This window comes from Aliihoeflea sp. 40Bstr573 (assembly GCF_024105655.1).
In the GTDB taxonomy this organism is placed as follows: domain Bacteria; phylum Pseudomonadota; class Alphaproteobacteria; order Rhizobiales; family Rhizobiaceae; genus Aliihoeflea.
In genome coordinates, this window is sequence record NZ_JAAAMH010000009.1 from 97574 (window position 1) to 119382 (window position 21809).

Genomic DNA, 21809 nt, shown 5'->3' on the forward strand with positions numbered 1-21809 from the left:
AATTTTGCGCCTTCCTAGCCGGCTTTGCCTCAAATGTATAGAAGCGACTACTCCGCCGCGAACAGCTGTGCGCGGGCGATCTGCACGAAGCCGCGGTCGCCTGCCTTTACAGCGACTTCCGGCGCGACGTCGAACTCGAGCGGGTCGCCACGGTCCGTCACGGCGATGACGCGCCGGGAGCCGGTACGGTCGAGGACGCCCTCGACCGACGCCGGAATACCCCCGCCGGTCGTCGACCATGTCAGGTCGTTCGGCCGCAGATAGGCGTCCGCCTTGCCATCGGCGAGAGCAGGCGCGGCGATGGAAGCGCCGCCGAGATCGGCCATGCCGTTTGCGACCGACGCGCTGAGGCGGTTGGTGTCGCCCAGGAAACGCACCACGAATGCCGATTTGGGCTGGCGGGTGACTTGCGCAGGGGTGCCCTCTTGCACGATCCGGCCCTCGTCGAGGATGACGACGCGGTCGGCAAGATCGAGCGCCTCTTCCTGGTCGTGTGTGACGAACAACGTCGTGATGCCGAGTTCGGAATGAATTTCGCGCAGCCAGCGGCGCAGTTCGCGGCGCACATTGGCGTCGAGCGCGCCGAACGGTTCGTCGAGGAGAAGCACTTTGGGATCGACCGCAAGTGCGCGGGCAAGCGCGACGCGCTGGCGCTGGCCGCCGGAAATCTGATTCGGGAAGCGATCCTGCAGCCCGTCCAGCTTGACGAGACGCAGGAGTTCGCCGACGCGCGCCTCGATGTCGGCCTTGGAGCGCTTCTTCTTGGAAACCTTCATGCCGAAGGCAACATTCTCGCCAACTGTCATGTGCGGAAAGAGCGCATAGTGCTGGAAGACAAAGCCGACGCCGCGTTCGCGCACGGGAATGTCGGTCGCGTCCTCGTCGCCGAAGAAGATCTGGCCTTCGTCGGCATATTCGAGCCCTGCGACCATGCGCAGGATCGTCGTCTTGCCGGAACCGGACGGGCCGAGGAGCGCGACGAGTTCGCCGCTTTCGATTTCGAGCGAGACGCCGCGCACCGCGCGAAAGGTCTGGAAGGTCTTGGCGACGTTCTTCAGGCTGATCTTCATGGCTTGGCCTCAACGATAGGGGCGGCGAGCGCTGGACGCGAGCGGCGGCCGGCGCCCTGGCGCTCGAGCAGCACCTTGGCAACGATGGTCACGACGGCGAGAAGCGCAAGGATGGAAGCAGCCGCGAATGCGCCCACGGCATTATAGTCGTGGTAGAGGAGTTCGATGTGCAGCGGCAGCGTGTTCGTCTGTCCGCGAATATTGCCCGAGACGACCGAAACCGCGCCGAACTCGCCCATGACACGGGCGTTGCAAAGAACGACGCCGTAGAGCAGCGCCCATTTGATGTTGGGCAGAGTGACCGAGAAAAAGGTGCGCCAGCCCGACGCACCGAGCGAAGTCGCGGCTTCCTCGAGATCTCTCCCCTGTGCCTGCATCAACGGGATGAGTTCGCGCGCGACAAAGGGCGCGGTAACGAACATCGAGGCGAGAACGATGCCGGGCAGGGCGAAGAGCACCCTGACCTCGGCCGATTGCAGCATCGGCCCGAACAGACCCTGGAGTCCGTAGACGAACAGATATGCTACGCCCGCGACGACCGGCGAAATCGAGAAGGGAATCTCGATGATGACGATCAGGAACCGGCGTCCCCAAAATTCGTACTTCGTGACGGCCCATGCCGCGGCGATACCGAAGATCGTATTGATCGGCACCGCGATCAGCGCAGTGGCAGCGGTAAGAAAGATCGCGTGGCGTGTGTCGGGATGCGCGATGGTCGCTCCAAAATAGCCGACGCCCAGGGAGAAGGCCTGGACAGCGATCACGACGAGCGGTGCCAGAACGAAAAACGCGCCTGTGACGAGCACGACGGCGATCAGCGTGCGACGGATCGCGGGACGGTCACCGACGCGCGGCGGCTTGCCTTTTGCATGGCGCATCGTCAGGTCCTCGCCGTATAGCGCAGGGCGCGGGCCTGCAGGATGTTGGTCACGGCAAGCATCACGAACGCGGCAATGAGCATGACGGACGCGATGGCGGCTGCGGCCGGGTAGTCATACTCCTCAAGCCGTATGAAGGCGAGAAGCGCGGTGATCTCCGTCGAGAAGGGCTGATTGCCGGCGATGAAGATGATCGCGCCGAATTCACCGAGGCTGCGCGCGAAGGCCAGCGACGTGCCGGCCAGAAGCGCCGGCCAAAGGAGCGGCAGGATCACCCTGGCGAAGATCGCGGCGTCGTTGCCGCCAAGTGACTGCGCAGCTTCCTCGAACGCCGGGTCGAGGTCTTCGAGAACGGGCTGCACTGTGCGCACGATGAAAGGCAGGCTGGTGAACGCCATCGCAATCATGATGCCGATCGGCGTGTAGGCGACGCGGATGCCGGCATCCATCAGCGGCGCGCCGAACCAGCCGTTGGGCGCAAAAAGCGTCGTGAGCGCGATGCCGGCCACGGCGGTCGGCAACGCAAAGGGCAGGTCGACGATGGCATCGACAAGCCTGCGGCCGGGAAACGAGTAGCGAACGAGAACCCACGCGAGTGCGAGACCGAAGACGAGGTTGAAGACGGTCGCGGCGAGTGCGGACAGCACCGTGACGCGATAGCTTGCCACCGCGCGTTCGGAGGAAATTATGTTCCAGTAGGCTTCCGGCCCGAGGCTCGCGGCCTTGAAGACCAGCGCCCCTAGCGGCAGGGCGATGATGAGGCCGACGTAGAAAAGCGTGATGCCGAGTGACAACGGCAGCCCGGGAATGACGCGGCGGCGGCTCATGTCGACATACCGAAAGGGGTTGAGAAGAACATCATGCGATCCCAAAGCCAAACCGGCGGGTTTTCACCCGCCGGTCAATACAGCAAGCCAAGGTGGCGTCAACGCTGGCCGTAGAGCTGGTCGAGGATCGCCCCGGAGGCGAAATGCTCTTCCTGGGCCTTGTCCCATCCGCCGAATACATCCTCGACCGTCACCAGCCGCACTTCGGGAAAGCCTTCCGCGAATTCGGGAGCGACCGTTTCGTTGTCGACGCGGTGGCCGTGTTCCGCTGCAATGCGCTGGCCTTCCTCGGTGTAGAGGAAATCGAGATAGGCTTTGGCGAGTTCGCCCGAACCGCGACGTTCGGCGACCCGGTCGACAATCGCCACCGGAAACTCCGCCAGAAGGCTGACGGACGGCGTGACGAGGTCATACTGATCCTCGCCGAATTCCTTGCCGATCGCCTTGGTCTCGGCTTCGAACGTGATCAGAACGTCGCCGATCTGGCGCTCGACGAAGGTCGTCGTCGCAGCGCGGCCGCCTGTGTCGAAGACGGGGACGTTGTCGAAAATCTTCTTCACGAATTCCTGCGCCTTGGTCTCATCGCCGTCGAAAGCTTCGAGCGCATAGGCGTAGGCGGCAAGATAGGTATAGCGGGCATTGCCGGAGGTCTTGGGGTTGGGGAAAATGACCTGCACGTCCTCGCGAACCAGATCGTCCCAGTCCTCGATACCCTTCGGATTGCCTTCACGCACGAGGAAGGATGGCAGGGAATAGAAAGGCGACGACTTGTTCGGGAATTCGTCTTGCCAATCCTCCGAAACGAAGCCGTTCTGGACGAGGAAGTCGATGTCGGTGACCTGGTTGAACGTCACGACGTCGGCTTCGAGACCTTCGACGATGGCGCGGGCCTGTCGGGAGGTTCCCGCATGCGACTGGTCAATCGTGACGTCCTGGCCGGTCTGCTCCTTATAGGCCGGGATAAAGGCCTCGTTGACCGCTGCGAAGAGTTCGCGGGCAATGTCGTAGGAAGCGTTGAGAAGCGAGGTCGGCTGTTGCGCGTGTGCAGGTGCACTGAAGAGAAGGGCGGCAGCGACGCCGGCAAGCAAGAGGCGCTTCATTGATGGGTCCTCGTTTGGAAGGCTGAATGATGAAGCCGGAATCTATCCGCGCAGCAGTGCCACATGAAGGTCGACGCCTTCGCAGTGACGCGAGAGTATGGGATGGAATTTCATTTCCATGGGCGATCAGGAAAAAAGATTCCGGATGCGGTTGCGCCCTCCGCAACTGTTGGAACATCTTACACCCTCTCGGGTTGATGACGTCCAATCATCATACGAGGAATGCTATGAGCGATGACAAGATCGACCATGTCTGGAAGCTGATGAAGAAGATCGGTTTTTGCATGCTTGCCACCAAGGACGGCAGGAAATCCGCGCGCGCCCGATGGCCGCGCATTTCGAGCGCGACGAACATGCGATCTATTTCCTGACCGATGCCGAAAGCCACAAGGATGAAGAGATCGAGCGCGACCCGCATGTCGGGTTGTTCTTTGCCGATGCCGGTGATCAGAAATATGTCTCCGTGGCAGGGCGCGCCGTCGTCTCCAACGACCGGGCGAAGATCAAGGAACTCTGGTCGACGCCGGCGAAGGCCTGGTGGGATGACCCCGAAGATCCTTCGATACGCATCATGAAGGTCACGCCCAACGACGCGCAGTAAAGATGCTGACGGCGGCCGTCTCAGACAGCCGCCCCGACATGGGCGACAATGAGAAGGTCAGGATCTAGGCTTCTCCTGACCCATTCGCGAAGGCCCGCTCCGGCGGGCCTTTTCCGTTTCAGGCAGATCGCGAGCAAGCCAGTTGTGGATTGCGTGGGCTTCGCGCCCGCAAGCGCGACACCGGATGCTAGAAGTCTCGCTGTGATCGGAGAATTGCATTGAAAGTCGGCATCGATATGGGCAAGGGCGCGCATGGCGCTCCAGCCGTGATGGACCTGGAGGAACTGCTTGCCACGCGCCTGCTCGTGCAGGGCAACTCGGGCTCGGGCAAGTCGCACCTGTTGCGCCGCCTGCTCGAGCAGAGCGCGCCCTGGGTCCAGCAATGCATCATCGATCCGGAAGGCGACTTCGTTACGCTCGCCGACAAATTCGGGCATGTCGTCGTCGACGCCGCGCGCACCGAAGCCGAACTCGTGCGGATTGCCGGCCGCATCCGCCAGCACCGCGTCTCGGTAGTGGTCAATCTGGAAGGGCTCGACGCCGACCAGCAGATGAAGGCCGCCGCCGCGTTTCTCAACGGCATGTTCGACGCCGAGCGCGAGCACTGGTATCCGGTTCTGGTGGTGGTCGACGAAGCGCAGCTCTTCGCACCAGCCGCCGCCGGCGAGGTTTCGGACGAGGCGCGGCGCGTCTCGCTCGGAGCGATGACCAATCTCATGTGCCGTGGCCGCAAACGCGGGCTTGCCGGTGTCATCGCCACGCAGCGCCTCGCCAAGCTTGCCAAGAACGTCGCGGCCGAAGCGTCGAACTTCCTGATGGGCCGTACTTTCCTCGACATCGACATGGCGCGCGCCGCCGACCTTCTTGGCATGGATCGGCGTCAGGCAGAGCAATTCCGCGATTTGCAGCGCGGCTCGTTCGTCGCGCTCGGACCCGCCGTATCGCGCCGGCCGATGCCCGTGACGATCGGCACGGTCGAGACATCGGCGCGATCGGTCAGTCCCAAGCTGATGCCGCTGCCCGAGGCGAGCGACGAGGCGCGCTACCTGATATTCCAGCCGGGGCCGGAAGTGGCGAGGGCCCCGGTACGTCGTGCGCCGCCGCCTCCGATGCCGACCACGGACATTCTCGAGCAATTGTCGCGCCCCCGCGAGGCGGCCGACGAGCCCGCTCAGGCGCTATTTCCGGAAATCGACAAGGTGGAACGCGAGCGTTTGCTCGACCTCGTCATGCGAGAGATCGCCGAGGATCCAGACCTGCCGTTCCGGACAGTGGCGGTGCTTTACCAGGATTTCCTCGTGCGCTGCCGCATCCGGCGCGTGCCGGGCAGTGCGGTCGACCTGCCCGAATTCAAGCGCCGCCTTGCGATTGCGCGCACCGGCATATGCGAGGAAACGGCTGCGACCGAAGCGTGGCGCATCGCGCTCGATCTGTCGAAGGATCTGGCGGAGGACATCCAGCCGATCTTCCTGATCATCGCACTCGCGGCAGTCGAGGGCCGGCCCTGTCCCAGCAATGCCGCGTTGGCGCGGGCCTATGGCAGCCACTCGTCCAATCGCGCACGGCGGCTTTTGACGTATTTTGAGGAGCGCGACCTGATCGTGGTTCGCACGGACCTGACAGGCAAGCGCATTGTCGTCTTTCCCGATCTTGGGTGCGAAACCGCGCCGGACCAGCCGGACCGGCCCGGCGAGGAAATCATTCCCCGTCAGGCGGCCGAATAGCCGATATTCCTCAGGCCGGCGCGCGCATGGCGACGAGCCGGCGCCGACGTCCCTGGTAAAGCTGCCAGCACGAGTGTGCGAGAAGAGCGGCGACGAGGATCGTCCCGCCGATCAGGGTGCGCGTCGTCGGCGTCTCTGAGAAGATGATCCAGACCCAGATCGGAGCGAGCACCGTTTCGAGCAGGTAGAACATCGCGACCTCCGGTCCTGACAGATAGCGCGGACCGGTTGCCAGGCAGAAGAACGAGATCGGCATCACGATCGCGCCGTTGAGAACGATCCACCACGGCGCTTCGATCGACAGCCCGTTCGGCAACACCATGACGAGCGCCACGGCGAAGGGCAGGACCACTGCGATGAGCGACGTAAAGCCCATCTCCTTGCCCGATCTGCGTGACACCGTGATCGCGCAGGCAAGGAAAAATGCCGCCATGAGCGCCAGAAAGTCGCCGAACAGCAGACCCGCCTCGATCCCGTCGCTGACGATGATGGCGATGCCGACCATCATGGCGGCCATGGCAAGAAGCGTCGCGTTGCGCGGCCGCTCCTTGAGGAACAGCCAGGACAGGATGCTGGCGAACACCGTCGAGAAGGCGACGATGAAGACCAGATTTGCCGTCGAAGTGTGGAAGACGGCCGAGATGAAGCACAGTGAGGTCAGCCCATAGAAGAACGCGACGGCAAGGCCGTAGCGGCCAGGAATTAGCGCGGGCGCCCGGCCGCAAATTGCGCGCCATGCCGACCAGATCAGGAAGGTTGCGGCAAGCGTCATGCCGGTGCGTACGAGCAGAATGCTCCACACGTCGCCGTCGGCCAGCTTGATCAAGGGGATGTCCACTGTCAGCGCCAGACCGCCGATTGCGGTCAGGAGCAGCCCCTTGGCGTGGTTCGAATCGTCGAGGGACATCGAAAGGCGCTCCCCTGGAGCGCTACTCGACGCGCTCCCACCCTTGCGGCCCCAGATGCTCCTGCGGCTTGAAGCGGACCTTATAGCCCATCTTGCGCGAGCCGTTGACCCAGTAGCCGAGATAGACGTGGGGCAGGCCAAGCGCCTTGGCTCGCTGGATGTGGTCGAGGATCATGAACGTGCCGAGAGAGCGATCTTCCATCTCGGGCTGGAAAAAGGAATAGACCATCGACAGCCCGTCACCCATCCGGTCGGAGAGCGCGACGGCGATGAGTTCGCCCTGGCCGCGCCCGGTGATGAAGCTGTCGGGTCCGCGTCGGCGATATTCGATCACGCGCGTATCGACATGAGTGTCCTCGACCATCATCGCATAGTCCAGCACCGTCATGTCCGACATGCCGCCCCGCTTGTGGCGGGCGTCGAGATAGGTGCGGAAAAGGGAATACTGCTCGCTGGAGGGCTCGGCCTTGTGCTCGGTGCCGATGAGGTCCGAATTGCGCGCCGTCACGCGTTTCATGTTCTTCGTAGGCTTGAACTCGCCGGCGAGGATGCGCACGGAGACGCATGCGCGGCATGTCTCGCAGGCCGGTCGGTAAGCGATGTTCTGCGAGCGGCGGAAGCCGCCCTGGGTAAGAAGGTCGTTCATCTCGGGGGCCTTGTCGCCGACGAGATGCGTGAACACCTTTCGTTCGAACTCGCCCTCGATATACGGGCAGGGCGAGGGCGCCGTCAGGAAGAATTGCGGTGACTGCGTAGGCTGGTGCGTCATTGACCGTCGAGTCGGAATGGATTGCCGCGATCCGGGTATGAAATCCCCAGTCGGGCCTGTTGGCAAGCCGTCAGCGATTCAATGACCATCAACGGTCCGTGCGCGCGACGACAGTGCCGAGCAGCAGATCATGGACGGCGCGCTTGCGGTCCAGGAACAGGGTCGCCAGCAAGATGAAAGGCGTCAAGATGACGTTGCCGGCCCAGAACAGAACGGAATGAAGAACAGCAAGGGGTCCGTCGACACGCGCACCGTCGAGACGTTCGAGCCGGATATTCATCATCCGCATGCCGACGGTTGCCTGCGTCGGGCTGCCCATCGTCCACCAGATGTAAGCGAGCGCCACGACGGGAAAGAGGATGCCGTAGAGCATCCAGCCAAGGCCGAGCGTCAGCACCCCGAGAAGCGCGATGAAGATTGCCGGAACGATCATGAGCAGACCCACGATCAGATAGTCGATGCAAAAGGCAAGGATCCGGCGCGTGCGAACGCCCTCATAGACCCGCGCGTCGTCCAGACGGTCGTTGATGATCTCGCCGTCATGGATGCGGTTCGTCGATGAGGTCGTGTTCATGCGCGTTGTCCTTGTCTGTCCGATCCAAGATGGGATCGCCCATCCGCGATCGCAAGCGTCGCGATTCATGCAAATTTTATCGATCCGGGCGAAGTAACGGAAAGCAACCAGCGCTATGCCTGGTTGCAGGAGAATGCCCGTGTCCTATGCCCCAAGCGAAATATTCCTCAGCCTGCTGCACAATGCGGGTTTGATGGCGCTCGTTGTGATGGCCTATTCGACCCTGCTGCGGCACGCGCCCAAGCTTGGCGGGCGCAGCGTGATGATAGGCTGCCTTTTCGGCCTTGCGGGCGTTCTGTCCATGGCCGACCCGATCCGCACGCCCGAAGACGTTCAACTCGATTCGCGTACCGTGATGGCAGCGCTCGCCGCGCCTTTTGGCGGCCTGGTCGCAACCTTGATCGCAGCCGGCATCATGGGCGTCTTCCGGATGGTCCAAGGAGGCGCGAGCGCCCTGGCGGGTCTGGCCGCGATCGCGATGGCTTCCGGTATCGGCTACGCGTTCCATCGGATCTGGAAAGGGCGCACGCCCAAAGCCAAGCAGTTGCTTGCGCTCTCGGTGGCCAGCTGTTCCGTCCTCGGCTGTTTTGCACTTCTGCCGAAGGATGTCGCAATCGCGGTGCTGCGCACCGCGGCGATTCCGCTGGTGACCAACGCGGTGCTCGGGATACTGCTTCTGGGCGTCTTCCTCGCTCGCGAAGATCGCAACTTTCGGCGCGAGCAGGAACTGCGCACTGAGGCGTCGACCGATGCCCTGACGGCGCTTGCCAATCGGCGCACTTTCGATCGCCTCGCCTATCGGATCAGCGAAAGTGCACGGCCGAAGAATTCGCCTTTCGCCATGTTGCTGGTCGACGTGGACCGTTTCAAGTCGATCAACGATCGCTTCGGCCATCTTGCGGGCGACCAAGTGCTGGCGGCCATTGCCGCCATCGTCAAATCCGAGACGCGCCAGTCAGACATCGTCGCGCGATATGGGGGCGAGGAGATCGCGGTCCTGATGCCGTCGACCTCGCTGCGTGTCGCAGAAAGGGTCGCCGAGCGAATTCGTCAAAGCGTGGCCGCGCAACCGCTCGCTGTCGACGGTGTGGGACTGGAAGTGACGGTCAGTATCGGCGTCAGCGGGAGCGAATTGAAACCCGTCGTCTTTCCGAGCGTCTTCAAGGCGGCGGACGACGCACTTTACGACGCGAAGAACAACGGCCGCAATCGGGTCGAATTGCGGCGCGCCGCTTGATCAACCTTTGAGGAGTTCGGCAACGCGCGGCGCAAAATAGGTCAAAATGCCGTCGCAGCCCGCGCGCTTGAAGGAAAGCATGCTCTCCATCATCGCCCGCTCGCCGTCGATCCAGCCATTGGCGGCGGCCGCCTCGATCATCGAATATTCGCCCGAGACCTGATAGGCGAAGGTCGGCAGTGCGAACTCATCCTTCAACTGGCGGATGATGTCGAGATAGGGCATGCCCGGCTTGACCATGATCATGTCCGCGCCTTCGATTACGTCCTGCTCGGTCTCGCGGATCGCCTCTGCGGCATTGGCCGGGTCCAGATAGTAGGTCTTCTTGTCGCCCTTCAGGAGCCCACTCGTGCCAATCGCCTCGCGGTAGGGACCATAAAAGGCCGAGGAGAACTTGGTCGCATAGGACATGATGGCAACGTCCTGGAAGCCGGCGGAGTCGAGCGCGTCGCGCACTGCGCCGATCCGGCCGTCCATCATGTCGGAGGGCGCGACAATGTCGGCGCCGGCCGCAGCCTGCAAAACGGACGCGGCGGCGACCTGCGCCACCGTCTCATCGTTGACGATGATGCCGTCGCGCAAAATGCCGTCATGCCCGTGGCTGGTGAACGGGTCGAGAGCGGCATCGGTGATGACGCCGATCTCCGGCACCGCCTCCTTGATCGCGCGCGTGACGCGGTTGATCAGGTTGTCGGGGTCGAGAATGTGGGAGCCGGTCTGGTCGCGAAGCGCGATGTCGACATTGGGGAAGATGGCAAGCGCCGGAATGCCGAGCTTGGCAGCGCGCTCCGCCTCCTTCACGGCGACGTCGATGGAGAATCGCTCGACGCGCGGCATGGAGGGGAGGGGATCGCGGCGCCTCTCGCCGTCGACAACAAAGATCGGCCAGATCAGGTCGTCCACGGTCAGCCGCGTTTCCTGCACCATGCGCCGCGACCAGTCCGCCCTGCGCATGCGCCGCAGCCGCCGACCGCCAGTGATTTCGTCGACCGTGCGTGCGCTGGTGGCGACCGGCCGGGTGATCTTGTTCATGATCGCGTCTCCTGATAGCGCGGGATGTATCATGCGGCGAATGCGGGTCCAACCCGTCTCGCCATGCCAGTTCCACCGTCCGGAGGTCGCCGATCCGTGATCCAGCCTTTTCATTCGGCCCTGCCGCGCCTTTCGGCCTCCGAAACGATGTTCGACACGTTCATGCGCGCCGTTGCAGCGCTGTGCGCAGGGCTCGGACTTCTCTACTGGATCAGGCTGATCGGCATCTATGACGGGCTGACCTGGCGCTTCGACCTGATGCCCGTCCACTGGCAGGTTGCGGCGGTGTGCCTTGCCGTCCTCTACCCTTTCGCAGCAAGCGGCCTATGGATGCTCGCCTCCTGGGGGCCGGTGATCTGGTTCGTCTGCGCGGCTTCGGAGACGATCATGTATGCCGGTTTCCCCGAGCTTTACGGACGCCGCGACCTGGTGCTCGTCGTCCATGCGCTGACCGCAGTCGTCTATGCCGGTTTCCGGGTGCACCGATGGCTGAAGCACCGCAGAGAGGAAAAATGAACCTTTCGGCCTAACCGCAGCTTAACCCTGAAATCCGGCAGTTCCCGGTAAGCTCATGTTAAGCCTGCGGTTTAAGTCGAATTTTAGATGCACTGGTTAGGGTCGTGCCCAAGGTGAGATCAAAAACAAAGTCACCGGCGTTTAACGAGAGGCACGACCATGATCAATTCGCGTACGACGTCGAAGAACGTCCAGATGAACGAAGACCGCGGCGACTCCATCCGCTCGCTTTACCTTGAATCTCTTCAGCTTGTGGAGCGTCTGCATCGCCGTCTTCTTGACGTTATCAAGGACGAGTTCGACCGCAACGGCCGCAGCGACATCAACGCCATCCAGGCGCTGCTGCTCTTCAACATCGGTTCCTCGGAACTGACCGCCGGCGAGCTGCGCTCGCGCGGTTACTATCTGGGCTCGAACGTCTCCTACAACTTGAAGAAGCTCGTCGACCTCGACTTCATCAACCACCAGCGCTCGCGCATCGACCGCCGCTCGGTCCGCATCAGCCTGACGCCGAAAGGCCGCGAAATTGCCGATCTGGTGGGCGCGCTCTACGACCGCCACATTGGCTCGATCGAAAAGGTCGGCGGCATCGGCCAGGACGAGTTCCAGCAGATGAACAAGGCCCTCCAGCGCCTCGACCGCTTCTGGAACGATACCATCGCCTACCGCATGTAAGGCGAGGCGACGCCTCTCGATCATCGCCGACGCCGACGCATCGAACCCGCCCGCGCATAGGGTGTGGCCGGTGCGCGGCCGGTGCCGGGCCGTTTGCGAACCCGCGCTGCCGGTGTCGTCATTCTGCAACAGATGGTCCCAGCACTGCCCCTTCGTCACGAAGCCGCCATATTGGAATGTGACCGGACGTCATCCGGTATTTTCGACCGAATCCATCGCGTCGGGATTGGTGGCGTTTCGTTAAGGTTAACGCGCTAGTCTCGTCGTTCGCACCTCGCGTGCATTCGCCGTCATGATTGAAGCGTCGGGACCAAAGATGAAAACCAGCCGCAGAACCTTTCTCACCGGTGCGTCCGCGCTTGCCGCCGCCGCAGTGTCGCAGAGCGCGCATGCGCAAAACGTGCTCGATTCGATCCTGAACTCGAACCGCCGCGGCTGGGGCGACCAGTTTGACGCGCAGGTTTCGAGCGGGGGACAGGTCGCGACGACCAAGCCGATCTACAGCCCCGACACGCTCGTCTATCTTCAGGACGCCATCGTCCGCTATCAGGACATCGCCGCGCGCGGCGGGTGGCCGATCGTACCCGATCAAAAGAAGCTCCAGCTCGGCGTCGTCGATCCGGACGTGGAAATCCTGCGCCAGCGCCTGATGATCTCGGGCGACCTTTCGGAGCAGGCGGGCATGTCGCCAGCCTTCGATTCCTATGTCGAGTCGGCGCTGAAGCGTTTCCAGTCCCGTCACGGCATCCCGGCCGACGGCGTCACCGGTCCTTACACCTACCGTTCGCTCAATGCGTCGGCGCAGGTTCGCCTCGGCCAACTCCAGACCAACCTCCAGCGCCTCAGCGAGAAGGTCGGCACGACGGCCAACCGCTACGTGATGGTCAACATTCCCGCCGCCGAGATCGAGGCCGTGGAGGGCAGCCGCGTGGTGACGCGCCACGTTGCGGTGGTCGGCAAGATCGACCGCCAGACACCGATTCTCGACTCGAAGATTCATGAGATCATCGTCAATCCGTACTGGAATGCGCCGGAATCGATCGTTCGCCGCGACATCATTCCGCTGATGCGCAAGAACCCGAACTACCTTACGGAAAACGGAATTCGCATTCTCGGACCGAATGGCGAGGTCGATCCGATGACCATCAACTGGCAGACGGAAGAAGCCGCCAAGCTTCGCTTCCGCCAGGACCCGGGCCGGATCAACGCCATGGCCTCGGTCAAGATCAACTTCCATAACCAGCATGCGGTCTACATGCACGACACGCCGCAGCAGAGCCTGTTTGCAAACCAGGAGCGCTTCCACTCCTCGGGTTGCGTGCGCGTCCAGAACGTGCGCGATCTCGTCACCTGGATTTTGAGCGAGACGCCGGGCTGGGACCGCAACCGCTTCGAGCAGACGATCGCAACGGACGCGGACGTGTCCGTGCCGGTGACCAATCCGGTGCCGGTGCATTTTGCATACGTCTCCGCCTGGTCGACAGGTGACGGCGTGGTGCAGTTCCGCGACGACATCTACGGGCTCGACGGTTCATCCGAGCTGCAGATTTCGACCGCGACCTGATCGCTCCTGTATCGGATATTCGATAGGCCGTCCCTTGGGGCGGCCTTTCCTTTTTGCCGCATTGCTCCGGTCGCGTCCGGACCCCTAATATTCGTGAACCGGACGTGGCCCGGCCTGCGATAGTGTGATATTCGCGCCGCTCCACAGGTTACCGCCAAACGCCAGAAGGGTCGATCTGCCATGGCCACCGCGACTGCTGCCTCCGCCCAGCCGAATGCTTTCTTCACTCAATCGCTCGCCGATCGCGATCCCGAAATCTTCGGCGCGATCGAAAAGGAGCTCGGTCGCCAGCGTCACGAGATCGAACTGATCGCTTCGGAAAACATCGTCAGCCGCGCTGTTCTCGAAGCGCAGGGCTCGATCATGACGAACAAATATGCCGAAGGCTATCCGGGCAAGCGCTACTATGGCGGCTGCCAGTTCGTCGACATTGCCGAGGAGCTGGCGATCGAACGCGCCAAGAAGCTGTTCGACTGTAATTTCGCGAACGTGCAGCCCAATTCCGGCTCGCAGATGAACCAGGCCGTGTTTCTGGCGCTCCTGCAGCCCGGTGACACCTTCATGGGTCTCGACCTGAATTCGGGTGGTCACCTGACCCATGGCTCACCGGTCAACATGTCCGGCAAGTGGTTCAACGTCGTCTCCTACGGCGTGCGCGAGGACGACCATCTCATCGATATGGACGAAGTCGAGCGCCTCGCGCATGAGACGAAGCCAAAGCTGATCGTTGCCGGCGGTACCGCCTATTCGCGCATCTGGGACTGGAAGCGATTCCGCGAGATCGCCGACGCCGTCGGCGCCTATCTGATGGTCGACATGGCGCATATCGCCGGTCTCGTTGCCGGCGGCGTGCACCCCACGCCGCTTCCTCACGCCCATGTCGTGACAACGACCACGCACAAGTCGCTGCGCGGCCCGCGTGGCGGCATGATCCTGTCGAATGACGAGGTGATCGCCAAGAAGATGAACTCGGCCGTCTTCCCGGGCCTTCAGGGCGGCCCGCTCATGCATGTCATCGCCGCAAAGGCCGTCGCGTTCGGCGAGGCGCTGCAGCCCGAATTCAAGACCTATGCCAAGGATGTCGTAGCGAATGCCAAGGCGCTCGCCGCCAGCCTCAAGGAAACGGGCCTCGACATCGTCTCCGGCGGCACCGACAACCACTCGATGCTGGTCGACCTGCGCCCGAAGAACGCGACCGGCAAGCGCGCGGAAGCTGCGCTCGGTCGCGCCAATATCACCTGCAACAAGAACGGCATCCCCTTCGATCCGGAAAAGCCGTTCGTGACCTCCGGCATCCGCCTCGGCACGCCAGCCGGCACAACGCGCGGCTTCGGGGTTGCCGAATTCGCTGAGATCGGCAGGCTGATCGCCGAGGTGATGGACGGTTTGAAGGCCGCCAATTCCGATGATGGCAACGCCGCGGTCGAGGCGGCGGTGAAGAAAAAGGTCGTTGCGCTGACCGAGCGCTTCCCGATCTATCCATATCTGGGCTAAACGCAGGGGCAGCACACCATCTGTTGAAAGAAAAGCATGCGCTGCCCCTACTGCCAGTCTGAAGACACCCAGGTGAAGGATTCCCGGCCTGCCGAAGACGGGCAGGCCATCCGGCGCCGGCGCGTCTGCCCGGTCTGCGGCGGACGCTTCACCACCTTTGAGCGGGTGCAACTGCGTGATCTCGTCGTCGTCAAGCGGTCGGGCCGCAAGGTGCCTTTCGACCGCGACAAGCTGATGCGCTCTGTCGAGATCGCGTTGCGCAAGCGCAATGTCGAGCCGGACCGCATCGAGCGCGCCGTCACCGGCATCGTACGCCAACTCGAAAGCTCGGGCGAAACCGAAGTTCCCTCCGACGAGATCGGCCGCCTGGTGATGGATGCGCTCAAGTCCATCGACGACGTCGCCTATGTGCGCTTTGCCTCCGTCTACCGCAATTTCCGCGAGGCGCGCGACTTCCAAGACCTGCTTGGCGAATTGAAGGGCGACGAGGACGCGGCGCGCGAATGACCGGCGGCAAGGCCGATCGTCGTTTCATGGCCGCTGCGATCCGCCTGTCGCGCCGCAATCTCGGCCTGACCTCGACGAACCCTTCGGTCGGAACGCTGATCGTGCGCGACGATGGTAACGGGCCGCGGATCGTCGGGCGGGGGATCACCGCCATCGGCGGCAGGCCCCATGCAGAGGCGGAGGCACTTGCCGAAGCGGGCGGTGATGCGCGCGGCGCCACGGCCTATGTCACTTTGGAGCCCTGTGCGCACCATGGCCGGACCCCGCCTTGCGCCGAGGCACTGGTGCGCGCGGGGATTGCCCGCGTCGTCGGCGCGGCGGCCGATCCAGATCCGCGCGTCTCCGGCAAGGGCTATGCGATCCTGGAAGCCAGCGGACTGGCCGTCGAGCCCGCAATCCTGTCCGACGAGGCAGCAAATCTGCTCAATGGATATCTGACCCGGTCTTTGAACAAGCGGCCGGAAGTGACTCTGAAACTTGCGGTTTCATCCGACGGGATGATCGGCCGCGCAGGCGAAGGTCAATTCGCGATTACCGGGCCCGTCTCGCGGCGACAGGTTCATCGCATCCGCGCCGAAAGCGACGCGATTCTCGTTGGCATCGGCACCGCTCTGGCGGACGACCCGGAACTCACCTGCCGCCTGCCGGGTCTGGAAAAGCGCTCGCCAATCCGGATCGTGCTCGACCGCGATGCGCGGCTTTCGCCCGGATCGAAGCTTGCATCGAGCGCGCGGGAGACGCCCGTACTGCTGGCGACGGCAATCGACGCCGATGCCGCCCGGCGCGCGGCGCTCGAACGGCTGGGCGTCGGCTTCATCGCCTGCGACGAGCACGAAGGCCGTATCGCCCTGCCGGAATTCCTGGAGGATCTGGCGGCGCGCGGCGTCCTTACCCTTCTCGTCGAGGGCGGCGCTGAGACCGCTCGGCAATTCCTGGCCGAAGGTCTGGTGGACCGGCTGGTTCTCTTCGTCGGCCCGCAGCCGATCGGGCAGGGCGGTATCGCATCGCCCGTCGATCCGGCTGCAATTCCGGCAGGTTTCCGCCTCTTGCGGCGCGATATCTCCGGCGCCGATATCTGCTTTGAGTATGTAAGGACCGACTGATGTTCACTGGAATCGTGACCGATATCGGCGAGATCGATACCATCGCGCCCCTCGACCAGGGTATCCGCCTTCGCATTCGCACGAACTACGATCCCGCGACCATCGCAATCGGCGCTTCGATCGCCTGCGCCGGCGTCTGCCTGACGGTCGTTTCCCTGCCGGAAACCGGCTTCAATGACCGTTGGTTCGAAGTCGAGGCGTGGGAGGAAGCGCTGCGCCTGACGACTGCCGGAAACTGGCAGACGGGCTCCCGGCTAAACCTCGAACGCGCACTGAAGATTGGGGACGAACTCGGCGGACATATCGTGTCCGGCCATGTCGATGGCACCGCCGAAATCGTCGAGCGGATGGACGAGGGCGATGCCGTGCGCTTTCGCCTGCGAGCGCCCGCCGCCTTGTCGAAGTTCATCGCCCCGAAGGGCTCCGTCGCGCTGGACGGCACGTCGCTCACCGTCAACGGTGTGGACGGCGACATCTTCGACGTGCTTCTCATTCACCATTCGCTCGGCGTGACGACCTGGGGTGCACGCCAGGTCGGCGACCGGGTCAATCTGGAAGTCGACACAATGGCCCGCTATGCCGCAAGGCTGATGGAAGCGCGCGACCAGTGAGCATCATCGGCGATAGCTGTGTTTTCAGGAGCGCGGCCTCCTGCGCCGACCGTCAGACTTCTTGCAAACCTTCGCTTGCGAACTCGACCGGATCGGCCTAAGTCACCGGGCCAATTCCGGAGACATTCATGCCCCAACAGGAACCCCTCAAAGTTCTGATCGTCGAAGCGCGCTTCTATGACGATCTGGCCGACGCGCTCCTCGATGGAGCCAAGGCAGCGCTCAGTGCCGGCGGCGCGAGCTATGACGTCGTGACAGTGCCCGGCGCGCTCGAGATTCCCGCTGTCATCTCGTTCGCGCTCGATGGTGCGGATGCGGGCGGCACTGATTACGACGCCTTTGTCGCGCTCGGCTGCGTCATTCGCGGCGAGACCTACCATTTCGATATCGTAGCGAACGAATCCTGCCGCGCGTTGATGGACCTTTCCGTCAATGAATCGCTGGCAATCGGAAACGGTATCCTGACCGTCGAGAACGACGACCAGGCGTGGTCCCGTGCGCGCCCCAACGAGGGCGACAAGGGCGGCTTCGCCGCGCGCGCAGCCCTGACGATGGTGGAGATGAAGAAGCGCCTTTCAGGGGCGGGCCGATGAGCGACACGGACGACCGCCCGGAAACGCCGCCCGTCCGCCAGGCCAACAAGCGCGGCGCCGCGCGGCTCGCGGCCGTGCAGGCGCTCTACCAGATGGATGTCGCGGGAACCGGCCTGCTGGAGATCTCGGCAGAGTACGAGGCCTATCGCCTCGGCAAGGAAGTTGACGGCGCGACCTATCGCGAAGCGGATCCCCAGTGGTTCCGCGCAATCCTGTCGGGCGTTGTGCAGGACCAGAAGACGATCGACCCGGTCATCCGGCAGGCCCTGACCGATGACTGGCCGCTGTCGCGATTGGACTCGACGCTGCGCGCAATCCTGCGTGCAGGTGTCTATGAGCTTATGAAGCGCGCCGACGTACCGGTCGCCGTGATTGTCACCGAATATGTCGACATCGCCAAGGCCTTTTACACCGAGGAAGAGCCCAAGCTCGTCAATGCGGTGCTCGACCGCGTTGCGCGCCGCCTTCGCAACGAAGGCAGGGGCGGAACGCCGAAGGCATGACGACGGCCCGCGACGCTCGGCGCACGGCGATCGTCCTCGCTGCCGCGCAGGCCATCGTCGGGTCGGCAGCGCCCATTGCTATCTCGGTCGGCGGCCTCGCCGGCTACTACCTTCTAGGTAGCGACAAGAGTCTCGCGACGGCACCCGTTACCGGCTTCACCATCGGTGTTGCGCTCGGCGCCATTCCTGCGGCAATGGTCCTCAGACGGCTCGGCCTTCGGCACGGTTTCATGACCGGCACCGGCATGACTGCCAGCGGCGGCGTCCTCGCGACCCTTGCCCTGTTCGCGCAGAACTTCTGGCTGTTTGCGGCCGGTCTTGCACTGATCGGCATCGGCAATGCCTTCGTCCAGCAGTTCCGCTTCGCCGCCGCCGAATCCGCACCCGCGCAGTTCAAGGCGCGTGCAATCTCGTTCGTTTTGGCAGGCGGGGTGCTCACTGCAATCATCGGCCCGCAAATTGTCATCTTCACCCGGGAGCTTCTCGCGCCCGTTATGTTCGCCGGTACGTTCGCGTCGGTGCTTGGCATCGCCGCCGTCGGTGCGCTCATCCTGTCGGCCCTGCCGCGCAACGAAGCGGGGCCTTTCGAAACGGCCGTTTCCGACGGTCCCGCGCGCTCCCTCGGCGAAATCGTGTGGCAGCCGAAGTATTGCATTGGGCTCTTGTGCGGCGTCGGCACCTATGCGCTGATGAGCTTCGTCATGACCGGCGCGCCCCTCGCCATGGTCGGATGCGGCTTTTCCACCGACCAGGCCATGCTTGGCATTTCCTGGCACGTGATGGCGATGTACGCGCCAAGCTTCTTTACCGGCAAGCTGATCGCCCGCTTCGGCAAGGAGAAGATCGTGGCGGCGGGACTGGTGTTGCTTCTCGGCTGTGCCGTCGTCGCGCTCTCCGGCATCGAGTTGTGGCAGTTCTGGACGGCGCTTGTCCTTCTCGGAATCGGCTGGAATTTCGGCTTCATCGGATCGACTGCGATGGTGGCCGAAACCTATCGCCCGTCCGAAAAGGGCAAGGCGCTCGGCTTCCACGATTTCATTTTGTTCTCGACGGTCGCCTTCGCCTCTTTCATGTCCGGCCTCGTCTACAACCTCGCCGGCTGGGAAATGCTGAACTGGATCGTTTTCCCGGTCAGCGCCATCTGCCTCGCATCGCTGGCCTTTCTGGCAGTGCATGGACGCCGCCACGCGGCCGGCGCCCGCTGACCCTGGGTAAGAATAACTCCTTGATGTGTCGGGAATCCTTCGCATAAGCTGGCCGCGAATGCTGGGAGACAATCGATTCCGGCTTCGTTCCCAATGCCCGGGGAGGGGTTCTGCCGGGCGATAATCAAGGAAGAATCGGCAATGACCATGCTTTTCGTCGTCATCGCCTGCGGCCTGCTGTCCATCGTCTACGCGATATGGGCAACCCAATCGGTCCTTGCGGCCGACCAGGGGAATGCACGCATGCAGGAGATTGCGGGCGCGATCCGGGAGGGCGCGCAGGCTTATCTCACTCGCCAGTACACAACGATCGCGCTCGTCGGCGTGGTCGTCTTCCTCATTGCTTGGTGGCTGCTGTCCGCCACGGCCGCAATCGGTTTCCTGATCGGCGCCGTCCTTTCGGGCGTCGCAGGTTTCATCGGTATGCACGTTTCGGTACGCGCCAATGTGCGCACCGCGCAGGCCGCGTCGAACAGCCTGTCGGCAGGTCTGGACATCGCTTTCAAGGCAGGGGCGATCACCGGCATGCTGGTGGCCGGTCTCGCGCTTCTCGCAGTCTCCGTCTACTACTGGGTGCTGATCGGCCCGATGGGCGCCGCGCCGTCGGATCGTATGGTAATCGACGCACTCGTCGCGCTCGGGTTCGGCGCGTCGCTAATCTCGATCTTCGCCCGCCTTGGCGGCGGCATATTCACCAAGGGTGCAGATGTCGGCGGCGATCTGGTCGGCAAGGTGGAAGCGGGCATTCCCGAGGACGATCCGCGCAATCCGGCGACGATCGCCGACAATGTCGGCGACAATGTCGGTGACTGCGCGGGCATGGCGGCTGATCTGTTCGAAACCTACGCCGTGACCGTGGTTGCGACGATGGTGCTCGCGGCGATCTTCTTCCTCGGCTCCGATCTTCTCGACTCGATCATGATCTACCCGCTGGCAATCTGCGGTGCATGCATCATCACCTCGATCATCGGCACGTTCTTCGTCAAGCTCGGCGCCAATGCGTCGATCATGGGCGCCCTTTATCGCGGGCTGATCGTTACCGGCCTTTTGACGATCGTGGGCATCGGCGCGGCAACCTCACTGACCATCGGCTGGGGCTCGATAGGGGTCGTCAACGGCATCGACATCACCGGCGCCAACCTCTTTTTCTGCGGCCTGATCGGGCTTGTGGTGACTGCGCTGATCGTGGTGATCACCGAATACTATACCGGCACCAACAAGCGTCCGGTGAACTCGATCGCGCAGGCGTCGGTGACCGGCCACGGCACCAATGTCATCCAGGGCCTTGCCGTCTCGCTGGAATCGACGGCGCTGCCGGCGATCGTCATCATCGGCGGCATCCTGGCGACGTTCCAGCTGGCCGGCCTCTTCGGCACCGCGATCGCGGTCACGACCATGCTCGGACTGGCCGGCATGATCGTTGCGCTCGACGCCTTCGGGCCGGTAACGGACAATGCCGGCGGCATCGCCGAAATGTCGGGCCTTCCGCCGGAGGTGCGCCAGTCGACCGACGCGCTCGACGCTGTCGGCAACACCACCAAGGCGGTCACCAAGGGCTATGCCATCGGCTCGGCCGGCCTTGGCGCCCTGGTGCTCTTTGCGGCCTATTCCTACGATCTGGAATATTTCATCGCCAACCCGGAGCAGTACCCGTATTTCGCCGGCATGGAGGACGTGTCCTTCTCGTTGTCGAACCCCTACGTGGTGGCGGGCCTGCTTTTTGGCGGCCTCATTCCCTACCTCTTCGGCGGAATCGCCATGACAGCCGTCGGCCGTGCGGCCGGCGCCATCGTGGAGGAGGTTCGTCGCCAGTTCCGCGACAATCCGGGGATCATGCAGGGCACGGTGAAGCCGGACTATGCCCGCGCGGTCGATCTTTTGACCAAGGCGGCGATCCGGGAAATGATCGTCCCGTCGCTCCTGCCGGTGCTGGCGCCGATCGTTGTCTATTTCGGCATCCTTCTGGTCTCCGGCTCGAAGGCCGCGGCGTTCGCGGCGCTCGGCGCAACGCTTCTGGGCGTGATCGTCAACGGCCTCTTCGTCGCGATCTCGATGACGTCGGGCGGGGGCGCTTGGGACAATGCGAAAAAGTCGTTCGAGGACGGCTTCATCGACAAGGACGGCACACGGCACTTGAAGGGTTCGGATGCGCACAAGGCTTCGGTGACGGGCGACACGGTGGGCGATCCCTACAAGGATACCGCCGGCCCGGCCGTCAATCCGGCGATCAAGATCACCAACATCATGGCGCTGCTACTGCTGGCAGTTCTCGCCCACGGCTGATCGTCGGGCAAAAGGAAAGGGCCGCGGTAGCGATAC

At 63.3% G+C, this 21809-nt stretch carries 21 protein-coding genes and 1 pseudogene; 14 read left to right on the forward strand and 8 right to left on the reverse strand.

All coding sequences use genetic code 11. The features are described from left to right. Positions 1 to 47 precede the first annotated feature (47 nt). The 4 genes from GTK01_RS12920 to GTK01_RS12935 all read right to left on the reverse strand — a co-directional run bounded on the left by GTK01_RS12920 (position 48) and on the right by GTK01_RS12935 (position 3875). Complete coding sequence (locus GTK01_RS12920; protein WP_252926299.1) at positions 48 to 1070, reverse strand: sulfate/molybdate ABC transporter ATP-binding protein; 1023 nt, start codon at positions 1068 to 1070, stop codon at positions 48 to 50. After that, on the reverse strand, positions 1067 to 1948 hold the full coding sequence (gene cysW, locus GTK01_RS12925; RefSeq protein ID WP_252926300.1) for a sulfate ABC transporter permease subunit CysW: 882 nt from the start codon (positions 1946 to 1948) through the stop codon (positions 1067 to 1069). Before cysW ends, GTK01_RS12920 begins: the two co-directional genes overlap by 4 nt. 2 nt (positions 1949 to 1950) lie before the next feature. Continuing rightward, positions 1951 to 2775 (reverse strand): sulfate ABC transporter permease subunit CysT, encoded by an 825-nt coding sequence (gene cysT, locus GTK01_RS12930; protein WP_252926301.1) that lies wholly within the window; start codon positions 2773 to 2775, stop codon positions 1951 to 1953. Positions 2776 to 2873: 98 nt separating this feature from the next. Then, positions 2874 to 3875, reverse strand: coding sequence for a sulfate ABC transporter substrate-binding protein (locus GTK01_RS12935; protein ID WP_252926302.1), 1002 nt, complete (start codon positions 3873 to 3875; stop codon positions 2874 to 2876). Positions 3876 to 4102: 227 nt separating this feature from the next. Between GTK01_RS12935 and GTK01_RS12940 the strand changes: the two are divergent. Together GTK01_RS12940 and GTK01_RS12945 are read left to right on the forward strand one after the other, a co-directional pair. Beyond that, positions 4103 to 4544: pseudogene (locus tag GTK01_RS12940) on the forward strand (pyridoxamine 5'-phosphate oxidase family protein). Positions 4545 to 4694: 150 nt separating this feature from the next. Continuing rightward, entirely contained in the window at positions 4695 to 6200 is a 1506-nt protein-coding gene (locus GTK01_RS12945) for a helicase HerA domain-containing protein (RefSeq protein WP_371924346.1), read from the forward strand. Between the two features lie 10 nt (positions 6201 to 6210). On the opposite strand, the gene GTK01_RS12950 is transcribed toward GTK01_RS12945, so the two are convergent. The 3 genes from GTK01_RS12950 to GTK01_RS12960 form a co-directional block, all read right to left on the reverse strand. After that, positions 6211 to 7107, reverse strand: a complete 897-nt coding sequence (locus GTK01_RS12950) for a DMT family transporter (RefSeq protein ID WP_252926303.1) — start codon at positions 7105 to 7107, stop codon at positions 6211 to 6213. A gap of 22 nt (positions 7108 to 7129) precedes the next feature. Continuing rightward, a complete protein-coding gene (locus tag GTK01_RS12955; RefSeq protein WP_252926304.1) occupies positions 7130 to 7876 on the reverse strand; it encodes an arginyltransferase in 747 nt (248 codons plus the stop codon). An 88-nt stretch (positions 7877 to 7964) separates the two neighbouring features. Then, complete coding sequence (locus tag GTK01_RS12960; RefSeq protein WP_252926305.1) at positions 7965 to 8450, reverse strand: RDD family protein; 486 nt, start codon at positions 8448 to 8450, stop codon at positions 7965 to 7967. 139 nt (positions 8451 to 8589) lie between these two features. Here GTK01_RS12960 and GTK01_RS12965 point away from each other — a divergent pair, with 139 nt between their 5' ends. Next, entirely contained in the window at positions 8590 to 9687 is a 1098-nt protein-coding gene (locus tag GTK01_RS12965; RefSeq protein ID WP_252926306.1) for a diguanylate cyclase, read from the forward strand. Here the strand turns inward: GTK01_RS12965 and hemB are convergent, their stop codons facing one another. Then, positions 9688 to 10719: a porphobilinogen synthase gene (hemB, locus tag GTK01_RS12970; RefSeq protein WP_252926307.1), complete on the reverse strand. Its 1032-nt coding sequence runs from the start codon at positions 10717 to 10719 to the stop codon at positions 9688 to 9690. A 63-nt stretch (positions 10720 to 10782) separates the two neighbouring features. On the opposite strand from hemB, the gene GTK01_RS12975 reads away from it, so the two are divergent. From GTK01_RS12975 to GTK01_RS13025, 11 genes are all read left to right on the forward strand, one after another. Beyond that, positions 10783 to 11235, forward strand: coding sequence for a DUF6163 family protein (locus tag GTK01_RS12975; protein WP_371924347.1), 453 nt, complete (start codon positions 10783 to 10785; stop codon positions 11233 to 11235). Between the two features lie 159 nt (positions 11236 to 11394). Beyond that, entirely contained in the window at positions 11395 to 11910 is a 516-nt protein-coding gene (ldtR, locus tag GTK01_RS12980) for a transcriptional regulator LdtR (protein ID WP_252926308.1), read from the forward strand. A 316-nt stretch (positions 11911 to 12226) separates the two neighbouring features. Then, positions 12227 to 13474, forward strand: coding sequence for a murein L,D-transpeptidase (locus GTK01_RS12985; RefSeq protein ID WP_252926309.1), 1248 nt, complete (start codon positions 12227 to 12229; stop codon positions 13472 to 13474). A gap of 180 nt (positions 13475 to 13654) precedes the next feature. Further along, a complete protein-coding gene (glyA, locus tag GTK01_RS12990) occupies positions 13655 to 14968 on the forward strand; it encodes a serine hydroxymethyltransferase (protein ID WP_252926310.1) in 1314 nt (437 codons plus the stop codon). Between the two features lie 36 nt (positions 14969 to 15004). Next, positions 15005 to 15475 (forward strand): transcriptional regulator NrdR, encoded by a 471-nt coding sequence (nrdR, locus tag GTK01_RS12995; RefSeq protein ID WP_252926311.1) that lies wholly within the window; start codon positions 15005 to 15007, stop codon positions 15473 to 15475. Then, a complete protein-coding gene (gene ribD / locus GTK01_RS13000) occupies positions 15472 to 16578 on the forward strand; it encodes a bifunctional diaminohydroxyphosphoribosylaminopyrimidine deaminase/5-amino-6-(5-phosphoribosylamino)uracil reductase RibD (RefSeq protein WP_252926312.1) in 1107 nt (368 codons plus the stop codon). Before nrdR ends, ribD begins: the two co-directional genes overlap by 4 nt. Then, entirely contained in the window at positions 16578 to 17189 is a 612-nt protein-coding gene (locus GTK01_RS13005; protein WP_252926313.1) for a riboflavin synthase, read from the forward strand. The genes ribD and GTK01_RS13005 overlap by 1 nt, the downstream gene beginning before the upstream one ends. A 128-nt stretch (positions 17190 to 17317) precedes the next feature. Further along, entirely contained in the window at positions 17318 to 17782 is a 465-nt protein-coding gene (locus GTK01_RS13010) for a 6,7-dimethyl-8-ribityllumazine synthase (protein WP_252926314.1), read from the forward strand. Further along, positions 17779 to 18285 (forward strand): transcription antitermination factor NusB, encoded by a 507-nt coding sequence (gene nusB / locus GTK01_RS13015; RefSeq protein ID WP_252926315.1) that lies wholly within the window; start codon positions 17779 to 17781, stop codon positions 18283 to 18285. The genes GTK01_RS13010 and nusB overlap by 4 nt, the downstream gene beginning before the upstream one ends. Further along, positions 18282 to 19490, forward strand: coding sequence for an MFS transporter (locus tag GTK01_RS13020; protein WP_252926316.1), 1209 nt, complete (start codon positions 18282 to 18284; stop codon positions 19488 to 19490). The genes nusB and GTK01_RS13020 overlap by 4 nt, the downstream gene beginning before the upstream one ends. A 141-nt stretch (positions 19491 to 19631) precedes the next feature. Beyond that, on the forward strand, positions 19632 to 21773 hold the full coding sequence (locus GTK01_RS13025) for a sodium-translocating pyrophosphatase (protein ID WP_252926317.1): 2142 nt from the start codon (positions 19632 to 19634) through the stop codon (positions 21771 to 21773). The last annotated feature ends 36 nt before the right edge of the window (positions 21774 to 21809 follow it).

What these genes read in the sequence shown, in the direction of transcription:
- GTK01_RS12920 (WP_252926299.1), bottom strand. Translation starts at nt 1,070, where the DNA reads ATGAAGATCAGCCTGAAGAACGTCGCCAAGACCTTCCAGACCTTTCGC.
- cysW (WP_252926300.1), bottom strand. Translation starts at nt 1,948, where the DNA reads ATGCGCCATGCAAAAGGCAAGCCGCCGCGCGTCGGTGACCGTCCCGCG.
- cysT (WP_252926301.1), bottom strand. Translation starts at nt 2,775, where the DNA reads ATGAGCCGCCGCCGCGTCATTCCCGGGCTGCCGTTGTCACTCGGCATC.
- GTK01_RS12935 (WP_252926302.1), bottom strand. Translation starts at nt 3,875, where the DNA reads ATGAAGCGCCTCTTGCTTGCCGGCGTCGCTGCCGCCCTTCTCTTCAGT.
- GTK01_RS12950 (WP_252926303.1), bottom strand. Translation starts at nt 7,107, where the DNA reads ATGTCCCTCGACGATTCGAACCACGCCAAGGGGCTGCTCCTGACCGCA.
- GTK01_RS12955 (WP_252926304.1), bottom strand. Translation starts at nt 7,876, where the DNA reads ATGACGCACCAGCCTACGCAGTCACCGCAATTCTTCCTGACGGCGCCC.
- GTK01_RS12960 (WP_252926305.1), bottom strand. Translation starts at nt 8,450, where the DNA reads ATGAACACGACCTCATCGACGAACCGCATCCATGACGGCGAGATCATC.
- hemB (WP_252926307.1), bottom strand. Translation starts at nt 10,719, where the DNA reads ATGAACAAGATCACCCGGCCGGTCGCCACCAGCGCACGCACGGTCGAC.
- GTK01_RS12975 (WP_371924347.1), top strand. Translation starts at nt 10,783, where the DNA reads ATGCCAGTTCCACCGTCCGGAGGTCGCCGATCCGTGATCCAGCCTTTT.
- ldtR (WP_252926308.1), top strand. Translation starts at nt 11,395, where the DNA reads ATGATCAATTCGCGTACGACGTCGAAGAACGTCCAGATGAACGAAGAC.
- GTK01_RS12985 (WP_252926309.1), top strand. Translation starts at nt 12,227, where the DNA reads ATGAAAACCAGCCGCAGAACCTTTCTCACCGGTGCGTCCGCGCTTGCC.
- glyA (WP_252926310.1), top strand. Translation starts at nt 13,655, where the DNA reads ATGGCCACCGCGACTGCTGCCTCCGCCCAGCCGAATGCTTTCTTCACT.
- nrdR (WP_252926311.1), top strand. Translation starts at nt 15,005, where the DNA reads ATGCGCTGCCCCTACTGCCAGTCTGAAGACACCCAGGTGAAGGATTCC.
- ribD (WP_252926312.1), top strand. Translation starts at nt 15,472, where the DNA reads ATGACCGGCGGCAAGGCCGATCGTCGTTTCATGGCCGCTGCGATCCGC.
- GTK01_RS13005 (WP_252926313.1), top strand. Translation starts at nt 16,578, where the DNA reads ATGTTCACTGGAATCGTGACCGATATCGGCGAGATCGATACCATCGCG.
- GTK01_RS13010 (WP_252926314.1), top strand. Translation starts at nt 17,318, where the DNA reads ATGCCCCAACAGGAACCCCTCAAAGTTCTGATCGTCGAAGCGCGCTTC.
- nusB (WP_252926315.1), top strand. Translation starts at nt 17,779, where the DNA reads ATGAGCGACACGGACGACCGCCCGGAAACGCCGCCCGTCCGCCAGGCC.
- GTK01_RS13020 (WP_252926316.1), top strand. Translation starts at nt 18,282, where the DNA reads ATGACGACGGCCCGCGACGCTCGGCGCACGGCGATCGTCCTCGCTGCC.
- GTK01_RS13025 (WP_252926317.1), top strand. Translation starts at nt 19,632, where the DNA reads ATGACCATGCTTTTCGTCGTCATCGCCTGCGGCCTGCTGTCCATCGTC.